Source organism: Luteibacter sp. SVR4-7G (genome assembly GCF_056755555.1).
Genome location: NZ_JBPGXO010000012.1, coordinates 78,545 through 89,684, shown reverse-complemented (window position 1 = coordinate 89,684; position 11,140 = coordinate 78,545). Strand labels below are relative to the sequence as shown.

General features: G+C 66.2%; 13 protein-coding genes. 6 read left to right on the top strand and 7 right to left on the bottom strand.

Translation table 11 applies throughout. The annotated features are described in order from the left end of the window. Positions 1-812: 812 nt before the first annotated feature. Positions 813-1,673, bottom strand: a complete 861-nt coding sequence (locus ACR9ZH_RS06865) for a 2OG-Fe(II) oxygenase (protein ID WP_481290015.1) — start codon at positions 1,671-1,673, stop codon at positions 813-815. Positions 1,674-1,714: 41 nt separating this feature from the next. On the opposite strand from ACR9ZH_RS06865, the gene ACR9ZH_RS06860 reads away from it, so the two are divergent. Further along, positions 1,715-2,116 (top strand): DUF3224 domain-containing protein, encoded by a 402-nt coding sequence (locus tag ACR9ZH_RS06860; RefSeq protein ID WP_481290014.1) that lies wholly within the window; start codon positions 1,715-1,717, stop codon positions 2,114-2,116. Between the two features lie 40 nt (positions 2,117-2,156). On the opposite strand, the gene ACR9ZH_RS06855 is transcribed toward ACR9ZH_RS06860, so the two are convergent. After that, positions 2,157-2,399 carry a GIY-YIG nuclease family protein gene (locus tag ACR9ZH_RS06855; protein ID WP_481290013.1) on the bottom strand — a complete coding sequence of 81 codons (243 nt, stop codon included), beginning with the start codon at positions 2,397-2,399 and terminating at the stop codon, positions 2,157-2,159. 28 nt (positions 2,400-2,427) lie between these two features. Here ACR9ZH_RS06855 and ACR9ZH_RS06850 point away from each other — a divergent pair, with 28 nt between their 5' ends. Beyond that, complete coding sequence (locus ACR9ZH_RS06850) at positions 2,428-3,492, top strand: aminotransferase-like domain-containing protein (RefSeq protein WP_481290012.1); 1,065 nt, start codon at positions 2,428-2,430, stop codon at positions 3,490-3,492. 3 nt (positions 3,493-3,495) lie between these two features. Here ACR9ZH_RS06850 and ACR9ZH_RS06845 read toward each other — a convergent pair whose 3' ends face one another. Continuing rightward, the gene (locus tag ACR9ZH_RS06845; protein ID WP_481290011.1) at positions 3,496-4,314 is read right to left on the bottom strand and encodes a tRNA threonylcarbamoyladenosine dehydratase; all 819 of its coding nucleotides are present in this window, start codon (positions 4,312-4,314) and stop codon (positions 3,496-3,498) included. A 65-nt stretch (positions 4,315-4,379) separates the two neighbouring features. Between ACR9ZH_RS06845 and ACR9ZH_RS06840 the strand changes: the two genes are divergently transcribed. The 4 genes from ACR9ZH_RS06840 to cqsA all read left to right on the top strand — a co-directional run bounded on the left by ACR9ZH_RS06840 (position 4,380) and on the right by cqsA (position 8,704). Continuing rightward, a complete protein-coding gene (locus ACR9ZH_RS06840; protein ID WP_481290010.1) occupies positions 4,380-4,769 on the top strand; it encodes a cytochrome c in 390 nt (129 codons plus the stop codon). Between the two features lie 47 nt (positions 4,770-4,816). Beyond that, entirely contained in the window at positions 4,817-6,142 is a 1,326-nt protein-coding gene (locus ACR9ZH_RS06835; RefSeq protein WP_481290009.1) for a sensor histidine kinase, read from the top strand. After that, complete coding sequence (locus tag ACR9ZH_RS06830; protein WP_481290008.1) at positions 6,142-7,179, top strand: response regulator; 1,038 nt, start codon at positions 6,142-6,144, stop codon at positions 7,177-7,179. The genes ACR9ZH_RS06835 and ACR9ZH_RS06830 overlap by 1 nt, the downstream gene beginning before the upstream one ends. A 259-nt stretch (positions 7,180-7,438) precedes the next feature. Further along, entirely contained in the window at positions 7,439-8,704 is a 1,266-nt protein-coding gene (gene cqsA, locus ACR9ZH_RS06825) for an alpha-hydroxyketone-type quorum-sensing autoinducer synthase (protein WP_481290007.1), read from the top strand. A gap of 18 nt (positions 8,705-8,722) precedes the next feature. Here the strand turns inward: cqsA and ACR9ZH_RS06820 are convergent, their stop codons facing one another. The 4 genes from ACR9ZH_RS06820 to ACR9ZH_RS06805 all read right to left on the bottom strand — a co-directional run bounded on the left by ACR9ZH_RS06820 (position 8,723) and on the right by ACR9ZH_RS06805 (position 10,873). Further along, a complete protein-coding gene (locus ACR9ZH_RS06820) occupies positions 8,723-9,028 on the bottom strand; it encodes an Mpo1-like protein (protein WP_481290006.1) in 306 nt (101 codons plus the stop codon). 10 nt (positions 9,029-9,038) lie between these two features. Beyond that, the gene (locus ACR9ZH_RS06815; RefSeq protein WP_481290005.1) at positions 9,039-9,908 is read right to left on the bottom strand and encodes a pirin family protein; all 870 of its coding nucleotides are present in this window, start codon (positions 9,906-9,908) and stop codon (positions 9,039-9,041) included. A 178-nt stretch (positions 9,909-10,086) separates the two neighbouring features. Then, the gene (gene cspE / locus ACR9ZH_RS06810; RefSeq protein ID WP_089973954.1) at positions 10,087-10,290 is read right to left on the bottom strand and encodes a transcription antiterminator/RNA stability regulator CspE; all 204 of its coding nucleotides are present in this window, start codon (positions 10,288-10,290) and stop codon (positions 10,087-10,089) included. Positions 10,291-10,663: 373 nt separating this feature from the next. Further along, entirely contained in the window at positions 10,664-10,873 is a 210-nt protein-coding gene (locus ACR9ZH_RS06805) for a cold-shock protein (RefSeq protein WP_481290004.1), read from the bottom strand. Positions 10,874-11,140: the final 267 nt, after the last annotated feature.

The window sequence follows — 11,140 nt, the reverse complement described above, 5'->3', positions numbered from 1 at the left end:
TCTACGAGGGCGGTAGAAGGTCCGGTAACCGGTGAAGGTGCCGCCGGTGGGGAACCGGCGGGCGAGCGAGTGATTTAACATGGTTGCAGCCTCATCAACTGTTTCGGAGTTGGTTAGGTCAGCGGCCCCTGGGTGATCCACCACCCTTGGGCCGCGCTCTCACCGCTTCGATGCGATGGTTGCCTGCGACGCTTCTTCAACCGACAGCGCGGGCAACGGGCCGAACATAGCAAGTCGATCTGGGCTTGTCTGTACGACGTAACTCAAACGACGCGCGCGTGTGCGCACGCGTTGCGGGAATCGCCCGCGACGCGCGGCCTGCAACGCGAAGCGCGACCTGCAAGATGTCGCCTCCCTTCCTACCCGTCGCTCCCGCGGAGGCGGGAGCCTAGTGACTCTTGCTGCAGGGTTGCAAAAACGCTCAGATCACACGTGAAGTCATTCGCGAAAGGCTGTCGCGCGCGAGGCGCGCTCCTACAGGGCTGCGTTGATTCCGCGCTGTGCGGCGAGCGTGCTGACACGGAAACACGCGAGCCGGCGCTTTGGCTTTTGCCGCATGCAACCGCAGTGTCGGGAGGAGCCGGTGGCTGCCGTTTTTGGAGCGATTCCGCAGGGAGGCGTAGGCCGGACGAGGACTTAGCGACAAAAATGGCAGGCGCCGGCGACCCGCCGCCACGCCTAAGCGAAATGCGATGGCGAACAGCCGAGCCGGGGGCAACACTCCCTGCGGCGAAGCCGCTTAAGACATGGGCACGCGCAAGCGGGCCAACCGGCGCGAAAAGATGTCGCGCGCAAGGCGCGCTCCTACGGGATCAGCCGGCGAAGGCGCGTTCGCGCATCCACTTGGTGAGGATCCATTTCTCGCCGGAGAGCACGGGTGCGCCGCCGTGCAGGGACAGAGGGTCCAGCGAGCCGTCCGATGCGGTGTATTCGAAATACAGCGCCTGCCCGCGACGCGGGACGTAGCTGAAGTCGATGCGCGGAAAGATGGTTTCGCCGCCGGCCTCCACATCGTCCAGGTACATGATCAGCGTGGCAACGCGCTGGCCGCCATTGCGCAAGTGCGGCTCACTGCCAGGGTCGTCGGGTGGAAAGAAATCGAAGTGAGGCACATACTCGGCGCCTACGCCGTAACGCATCGCCTGCAGGCCTTCGCCATGTTCCTCATCCATGCCCATGATCGCCGCGGCGCGTGCGTCGATGCGGGCGATGAGCTCCGTTTCGCCCCTGCCGAAGTTCGCACCCTCGCTCGTGCGGATATCCTGCACTACGCCGGCACCCGTTCCCGGATTGACCACCTCCGAGCGTGCCAGCCGTGTCCGCGCCAGCTCGCGGAGCATGAAGCACTCGTCCGTGTCGAGCACGTTGTCCAGCACGGCGATGGTCGGGCGAGAAACGCGCACGAGGACCCGGATGTCGCGGTCTCCCGCGCGCAACGTGTGGCCTTCGGCAAGCCGGCTCCTGAAGATTGCCGCGGCGGCGGTGGCAGGCGGCGCCACCGGAATGGCCGAGCCGAACACCGCGTCGGCGATCGCCTCGCGCGCAGCGCGCTCATCGAAGCGGTTTTCCTTCATGGTGGCGAGCAGTTCGGCAGGCGGATGGCCGGCAGCGAGGGCTTCGCCGATCCAGCGGTGCCAATCCGGGGTAACCTTCGTATACAGGCGAGTGTCCATGGCACTCCATCCTAAGCCACGCCAAGGTCCGCGGGTACCCCATGTCCAGTCACGCGCAAGGTCCGTTCGAAGTATCCCTCACGCCTGCGGGAACACCCGACGAAGGCGAGGGCTCCACCCTGGGCTCGCTCACCATCGCAAAGGTCTTCCACGGCGACCTGGAAGGCACCTCGAAGGGCACGATGCTCACCGCCTCGAGCACCGGCACGCCCGGCTCCGCCGCCTATGTCGCGGTCGAACGGGTCAGCGGGACACTGGCCGGCAGGCAGGGCAGCTTCTCGCTCGTCCATCGCGGTGTGATGTCGGCTGCCGGACGCGATCTCGTCATCACCATCGTGCCGGATTCCGGCGCGGGCGAACTGAAAGGCATCTCGGGCAGCATGACGATCGCGATCGCCGAAGGCGGTGCGCACAGTTACGACCTCAGCTACACCCTTCCGTGACGACGGTCGCCGTGGGAGGCGTGTTAGCGCGCTCTCGCCTCTAATCCGAGGAAAACCACGCGAGCTTTTTCGATTTCGGCAGGCGCTTCACCTCATGCTCCGCCTTCGATGCCGCGGAGCGGTCGGCGAAGGCCCGCGAGCCGAGCAGGCGAACGGGAGGATTGGCACGCGTGTAGCGGGCGCCCTTCCCCGCCACGTGCGCGGCGTAGCGGGCCTCCAGGTCATTGGTGATGCCTGCGTACCAGGCCCCGTTACGGCATTCGATGAGATAGACGCACCACATGGCGCGAAGCCTAACCGATGATGTGCCGATGAATCCGACCTACAACCTCGCGGTGAACCTGCCGCTTCGTGCGGACACCGCCGCATGTCTCAGCGAGGCGCTCGCCTCGACGACCCTGACGGCCGACGACCTCGCCTACCCCGATCCGGCCGGCCCGGTGACAGCCAGGCGAGCGATAGCGGGCTGGCTCGAGCGGATCTGCGGTTACGGGCCGGTGGATCCGGAATGCATCACGCTGACGAACGGCGCGCGGCACGCGCTCGGCCTGGCGCTACGGCATGCCGGGCCGCCGGCGACGGTGCTGGTGGAGGAACGGACCTATCAGGGCTTCCGGGCCATGGCGGCCGGCCTGGGCATGCGCTGCGTCGACGTCGCCATGGACGGGCACGGCATCCGTCCCGATGCGCTGGTGCAGGCGAAGGAAAGGAGCGGGGCAAGCACGCTCTACATCCAGCCCACCCTGCACAACCCCACCACGATCACTATGCCGTTTTCGCGCCGCATGGAAATCGCGGCGGTGGCCGACATGCTGGGGCTCGCGATCGTCGAAGGCGACGTCTATTCGCCCCTGGCCTGGCACGGACGGGAGGCGGTGCCGCCGTTCACCGTCATCGCAGCGGGCCGCACCGTGAATGCCGGTGGCATCGGGAAGATCCTCGGGCCGGGCCTCCGGATCGGCTGGCTGCTGCATCCGCAGCCCGCGGCCCGGGAACGTATCCGTGGCGACATCCAGCGGGAACAGGACGGATTGCCGGCGCTCTGGCCTTCGGTGGTCGCCCGCTGGATGGACGACGGCACGGCAGAGGCGCGGCTTGGACAGCTCGTGCCGGCCATGACCGCCCGTGCCCGGATGGCACGCCACATCCTCGGTCCCGAGCTCGTCACGTCGGTGGCAAGCCTGCACGCGTGGCTGCCTTCTGCCGACGCTGCCCGCCTGGAGCGGCGCCTCCTCGCCCGGGGTGTGCGCGTCGCGGCGGGCACGGGATTCGTCGGTGCGGGCAGCGATGCCGGCGGCATCCGTCTTGCCCTCGGCGCCGAGGAAAGCATCGAGCGTCTCGAGCAAGCCCTCCGCATCGTGGCGGAGGAGCGCTGAGCCTCAGTCCTTCTTAGCGGCCGTCAGCTTTTCCAGCGCCTTGCCCACCGCCGCGAAGGCGAACGCACCGGTGACATGCGTGGCGGCTCCCAGGCCGCCGCCGCAATCCAGCTTCAGCGCATCGGCGCCGGGCGGCCGGATGCCGCAGACACTGCCGTCCGCCTGCGGATACTGCACGTTCTGCAGCGAATACACGGCGGAGACGCCGAAGAAGCGGTCAGGGTTGCGCGGGAAGCCGTATTCCTGGCGGAGCTTCTTGCGGATCATGCTCAGCATCGCGTCGTGCTCCGTCCGCGAAAGATCGCGCACGCGGACCTGGGTGGGATCGGTGCGCCCACCCGCCGCGCCGACCGTCACCAGCGGCAGCTTGCGCCGGCGGCACCAGACGATGGTCTCCAGCTTCACCTTCAGGGCATCGCAGGCGTCGATCACCACGTCGTAGTTTCGGTCGAGCAGCTCGTCCAGGGTGGACGGCGTGAGGAAGCGCTCGATCGCCTCGAGCCGGATCGTGGGGCTGACGGCGTGCATGCGTTCCGCCATGACGCCTACCTTCGGCTTGCCGTACTCGCCGTCCAGCGCATGCAACTGGCGGTTCGTGTTGGACAGGCAGACATCGTCGCCGTCGATCAGGGTGAGCCGGCCGATGCCGCTTCGCGCGAGGGCCTCCGCCGCCCACGAACCCACGCCGCCCACGCCGATGACGCAGACGTGCGCATGCGCCAGCCGGTCGAGGCTGCCACGGCCGTACAGGCGTTCGATGCCGGCAAAACGTTCGGCCTGGGCCGTGCTCACGGATGACTCGCGGGGGATGGGTGCGTCCATTGTCTCATATCGAAAAATCGTGGCCCTGGGCTATGCTGGCGCCCTCGTGATCCGATGGACCCCAGATGCGCCCGCTGCTACTCGTTCTTCTCGGCCTCGTCGTGGGCGCGATGGGAACCACCTTCGCCCTCTCGGCCCTGCGCCAGGGCACGCCGTTCCATCGCGGCGTGATGGCGGTAATGCAACACCACATGGGTGTCCTGCGCGCCAACGTGCGGGCGAAGCAGTGCGATGCCAAGGCCTCGACGGACCACCTGTCGCGCATGCTGCAGACAGCGGCCGACCTGCGCGAGGCCTTCCCCGACATGGACGCGCCCTTCTACGAGGCGGCCGGCCGGCTGGAACAGGCCCTCGACGGCGCGGCGGCGACAGCCCCCGCGACCTGCGAGGCGCTGGCCAGGGCGGTCGCCCCGGTCGGCGAGGCCTGCCAGGCCTGCCATCGCCTCTATCGATGAACGTATTGCATCCCGACAAGCCGGTTCGCGCCCGGTATTTCCCCCGCATGCACCTTTGGCTGCTGCGGGCGATGGCGCGCTTCGAAACCACCATGTTCCTGCGCACGCGGTATTCGCAGCCGAAGATGGTGGCGATCGGCGTGGTGGGCAGCTTCTGCCTGGCGGTGTACTACCCGGTCTGGGCCTACCTGTTTCCGCAGCCCTACGAAAACCTGCCCATGCGGCTGGTCTGCAGCGCCACCTTCATACCGCTCGCCCTGCTGCCTTGGTGGCCGCGGCGCCTGCGCACCCACCTGCCCACCTACTGGTATGGGGCGATGACGGTGGCGATGCCCTTCTTCGTGGGCTACATGACGCTGCGTAATGCCACGCCGGCCTGGCTGATGACCCATCTCGCATGCGTGATGCTGCTGATGATGCTGTTCGACATCGCCAGCTTCCTCGTGGTGTTCAGCATCGGCAGCCTGCTTGCCGCGCTGGTGTTCGTCCTCTCGCCTGAGGCGCACCTGCAGACCCGCACGATGCTCGAATACATCCCGCTGCTGCTGTTCGCCATGGTGGGCGGAGCCACCTGCACCGTGTCGTCGAACATGGCCGAACAGTCGCGGATCGATGCGCTCACCGCGGCCTCGAACAACATTGCGCACGAACTGCGCACGCCGCTGGGCTCCCTGCGCATCGCGGCGCGTGCCGTGGCCCGCTTCATGCCGGACCTGATCCGCAGCCACCGGCTGGCCGAGAGCGAGGGCCTGGCGGTGCCCGAACTGCGCGCGCAGAACCTGCATGCGCTGGAACGCAGCATCGGCGTGATGGAGCGCGAGGTCACCTATGCCAACACCATCATCGATATGCTGCTGCTCTCGGCGCGGCCCATCGGCGAGGTGCCGCTGTCGCCGCTCGCCGCGAGGGAGTGCGTGGAACAGGCCCTCCGCCGGTTTCCCTACGGTTCACGCGCCGAGCGCGAACGTATCACCCTCTCGCCCACGGGCGATTTCCCCCTCCTCGGGGAAGAGACCCTCGTGGTGCACATCCTGTTCAATCTCCTGCGCAACGCGCTGTTCCATACCGACCGGGCCGGAAAGGGCGAAATACACGTGTTCATCGAGCCGGGCGAGCAGGCCAACCGCATCCGCGTCCACGACACCGGCCCCGGCATCCCGCCGGACGTGGTCCCCCGGATCTTCAACCGCTTTTATTCCTATGCCAGCGACAGCGCCGGGGCAGGCACGGTGACCGGCTTGGGAATAGGACTCGCTTTTTGTCGCGCGGCGATGGAGCATATGGGCGGTGGCATCGCATGCCGTACCATCCTGGGCGAATTCACGGAGTTCACCCTCACCTTCCCGCATCCGGAGACCGGGGACCGGCAGTGATGACGCTGAACTCGCAGGGCGATATCCAGCCCTTCCATTTTCCGACCACCACGGTACTCGTCGACGACCACGAGGAGTACCTCGAGGTCGTGCCGCTGCTGCTCGACCCGATGATGCGGGTGCGCACGTTCAGCTCGCCGCGCAGCGCGCTGGCCACCCTGGGCAACAACGGCAGCCGGCCGGTGCCCGGCGGCGGCTGGCTTTACCGCTGGAAGGATCGCCCCTCCGAAACGCAGGAGCTGGTGGCGCTCGACATCGATTCCATCCACCGGGTGGTCTACGACCCCGAACGCTTCGCCGAAATCTCGGTGGTCGTGGTCGACCAGGCCATGCCCGAAATGGACGGCATCACCTTCTGCAAGCGCCTGCCCAACCCCCATATCGGCAAGATCCTCCTCACCGGCCGGGCCGACGACGCCACGGCTATCGATGCCTTCAACTCCGGCGTGATCGACCGCTTCATCCGGAAGAACGATCCGGCGGCCATCGAGAAGCTGCAGACGGCGATCACCGAACTCCAGCACCGCTATTTCGAGCGCGCCAGTGCGTTCGTCGCGGAGACCCTGGCCCTGGGCAATTTCCGCTTCCTGCGCGATCCGGCCTTCCGCGAGGTCCTGCAGGCAGTCACGGCCACCTTCCAGCCCGTGGAGTGTTACGTCCACTGCAACCCCACCGGCCTTCTGCTGGTCGACGCCTGGGGCATCGGCCGCTTTCTCCTCGTCCAGACCGACGAGGATCTTCGCACCCACTATGAAATTGCGGCAGATCTGGGCGCGCCGCCGACAGTCCTGGAGGCCCTGCGGAGGGGCACGGCGCTGCCCTGGTTCAATTCCCGCGACGGCTTCTACCACAAGGGCGTGGTCGATCCGGAGTCGCAGCTCCATGTCGCCACCGCCGTCTCCGGCGAACAGTGGTACTACTACGCCCTGATCGACGATGTGCAGCGCTTCCGCCTGCAACACGTCAAGTCTTACCGCGCCTGGCTGCGCGAGCAGGATCTCAGCATGGCCGCCGACAGCAGGTCGCGGTTCATCTGAACGCCCTTAAACCGTCCTGAATCCAATCGAGCGGACCATCCAGCACCGGCACTCCCGGTGTGGGGCGTTCTATCGTTCGGACGACGCCGTCCGCACAACGTCTCTTCTCTATTGATGGCTTGAGGGGCGGGAGCCCCGCGGGGCTCCCGGCACTCCACCCGACGACGCGCCTGCCAGGGCGAGGGCGGCGCGTGCGCCGTCACGCCCGGAGCTGGCGTGGACTCGCCCGTCCCTTGACCAGAAAAGAGAGAGATCATCCATGGAAAACGTTTCCGTTCTTCACCCGATCGCCAAGGCGCCGGCCCTGCCGGCATTCGTCACGTGCAGGGTCGATCGATTTCACAACGAACGCGTGGCCGTGGATTGGGGTGGCCGTCACATTTTGAGGGGAAGGCGGCCGGGTCATGGCGATCTGATGCTGCAGAGCAACGACTACCTCGCCATCGCCGGGCATCCGGACATCGTGGAGGCCCAGCGGCAAGCCCTGGCCACGGGCGGCCTCGGCATGATGATGTCGGCCCTGTTCCAGCAGGACGCCGACCAGCCGCTGCACCGCGCCGAGGCCGAACTGGCCCGGGCCGTCGGCAGCGAGGACGGCATCCTCGCCCAGTCCGGCTTCGCCGCGAACGTCGGCCTGATCCAGTCCATCGCCGGCGAACGCGTTCCCGTATACATCGACATGCTCGCCCACGCGTCCCTGTGGGAGGGCATCCGCAGCGCCGGCGCGAAGGCCGTCCCGGTCCTGCATAACGACATCCCGCACCTGGAGCGCCAGGTGCTGCGCAACGGCCCCGGCGTGATCGTCGTCGATGCGGTCTACAGCACCAATGGCAGCCTGTCGCCGCTCGTGGAGATCGCCGGCATCGCCGAGGCGCAGGGCTGCGTGCTGGTCGTCGACGAATCGCATTCGCTGGGCACGCACGGCCAGCGCGGCGAAGGCCTGGTGGCCAGCCTCGGCCTCAACGACCGCGTGCACTTCATCACCGCGAGCCTGGCGAAGGCCTACTGCTCGCGCGCCGGCTTCATTGCCTGCACCACGCGCTTCAAGGACTACTTCGGCTGCGAGGCCTTGCCGGCCATCTTCAGCTCCTCCCTCCTGCCCCACGAACTGGCCGGCATCTCGGCTGCGCACCGCGTCATCCAGACGGAAGGCTGGCGCCGGCGGCGGCTGCGCGACATCACCCGCCACGTGCGTGGCGAGCTTGCGGCCATGGGTTATCCCATCGGTGACGGCACCGAGCAGATCGTGGCGTTCGAGGCCGGGCAGGAGATCCTCACTGGGAGGGTTCGCGACGTCATGGAACGGCGTGGTGTGTTCGGCTCGGTGTTCAGCGCACCGGCGACGACGGTCAACCGCTCGCTGTTGCGGCTGACCCTCAATGCGGGAATGAGCGACGCCGACGTCGAACGCTTGCTGGAGGTGTGCCGCCTGGCGCGCGACGAGATGGAGCTGGATGCGTGGAGCGCGTCCCGCCGCGCCCAACGCGAGGCCAGCCGGCCGGCCATCCCGGCCGAAGTCGCCTGAGGGAAGGCGTGGGCGCGCTCAATGCAGGGAGACGCGCCCGCGCAGGATGTCCCAGAACATCGCCCAGTCGCCCATCAGGCTGTAGAAGGGATGGCGGAAGGTGGCGGGCCGGTTCTTCTCGAACACGAAATGGCCTATCCAGGCGAACCCGTAGCCGCCGACCAGAGCGAGCAGCAACCAGGCCCAGGCGCCGGTGACGGCAAGCATCAGCAAGGCAAACAGCACGACCCAGCTGCCGGCGAAATGCAGCCGGCGGCAGCGGGCATCGGCGTGCTCGCCGAGGTAATACGGATAGAACTCGCGAAAACTGCGAAAGCCGGCCATGCGTCCCCCGTCAATACTCGGGCAGCGGGATTCGCTCGTACTCGTCGCCGGGCACCAGCGGAAAACGGCCTGCCGCCCAGTCTGCCTTCGCCGTTTCGATCAGTTCGGGCGAGCTGGCCACGAAATTCCACCACAGGTGGCGCTCGCCATCGAGCGGCGCGCCGCCGAACAGCATCACCAGGGAAGGCTCCTTCGCCTCCAGCACCGGTGGCGGGCCGTCGTGTGCCACCGCCATGTCGAGCGCGGCCAGCTCCAGGTCGTCGAGGCGCGCGGCACCCTGAACGACGTATACGCCCCATTCCGCGTGCTCCTCGGGCAGCGTAAGCCGCGCGCCAGCCTCCAGGCGCGCCTCGACGAAGAACATGGGAGCGAACACGCGCACGGGAGAGTTCGCGCCGAAGGCCTGCCCGGCGATCACCACCATCCGGACACCGTCGCGTTCGACCTTGGGCAGTTCGGCGGCGGCATGATGGTGGAACTCGGGGTCGACCTTCTCGTGCGACTTCGGCAGGGCAACCCACACCTGGATGCCGTGCAGGCTCGCGTCGCCATGGCGCGCTTCCTGCGGCGTCCGTTCCGAATGCACGATGCCGCGGCCGGCCGTCATCCAGTTGACGTCGCCGGGGTGGATGTCCACGGCGCTGCCCAGGCTGTCGCGGTGGCGGATCACCCCATCGAAGAGCCAGGTGACCGTTGCAAGGCCGATATGCGGATGCGGCCGCACGTCGAGTCCGGCATCCTCGTCGAAGGCGGCGGGGCCCATCTGGTCGAAGAAAACGAAGGGGCCGACATGGCGCGCCTTCAGGTGCGGGAGCATGCGCCGCACGACGAATCCGCCGCCGAGATCGCGCTGCTTGCCGTCTATGGGAATGGTGGTCATCGCCGGGCTCCGTGGAATGCGTAAAGCCTAGCAAAGGAAAACGCTGCCGAATGGCACGAAGCTATCGGGCAACCGCACGTGTCGCCGCGGGTTCATGAACTAAAACTCCTCCGGCACGCGAAGCGCCGGAGGAGCGGAAGTCATGCAGGAACGGGCGGCGCGAGCCGGCCCGCACTGATTACTTCGGAACGACGTTATCCGCCTGCGGGCCCTTCTGGCCCTGGGTCACGGTGTATTCCACCTTCTGACCTTCCTGCAACGACTTGAAGCCGTTGCCCTGGATCGAGCGGAAATGCACGAATACGTCCGGGCCGCCTTCATCCTGGGTGATAAAGCCAAAACCCTTGGCGTCGTTGAACCACTTCACAGTACCAGTTGCCATCACACACACCTCTATCCAACACACGAAAACCCGGCTCGCGAGCCGGCGACTTACTGAGCATGCAGGACCGGGTGAGGCGATGGAGCGCGAAAACTGATCGCTTACATCGGGTCACTCTCGTGACCGCGCAGACACAGTAGAAAGGATCATAACCACATTTTCTAAAAGTTCTGTAGGAAAATCCCTACAGAGGACGGTTTTTTGACAGCGATCACGCGGAAATTCGTGAAGGAAACGCGATGGACGCATTTTTCTTGCCGATAATGCGCAATGACCAGTGCTTGACGTAACTCCGTCAGCGAAAACGTAAGTGCGGAACATAAAAAAAACCGGGCGTCGCCGCCCGGTTTTTTTTCGGAAAGAACCCGGCCGATTAAGCGGCCTGGACTTCCTCAGCCTGCAGACCCTTCTGGCCGTTCACGACCTTGAAGGAGACCTTCTGGCCTTCGGCCAGGGACTTGAAGCCGTTGCCCTGGATGGCGCGGAAGTGAACGAACACATCCGGGCCGTTTTCACGGGAAATGAAGCCGAAGCCCTTGGCATCGTTGAACCACTTGACGGTGCCGATCTCACGATCCGACATAGAAACACTCCAATACGATTTACGAATGAAACCAGCGACTTGACGTAAGTCGCTGCATTACTGGTGTGCAAGGAAACGCGAGGAGCGAAGCGATGTTGCGGATCCGTGATCAGCGGCATCGGGTCAACGTAACTCTATGACCCCGGCAAACACAGTGCGCGGACTATACCTGTACCGGCCGGAAATAGCGATGGTCTCCGCTGACATCGCTTTCACCCCTTCTGGGCACATCCTTGCTTCGCGTCGCATCGATGCTGCGACTTTGGC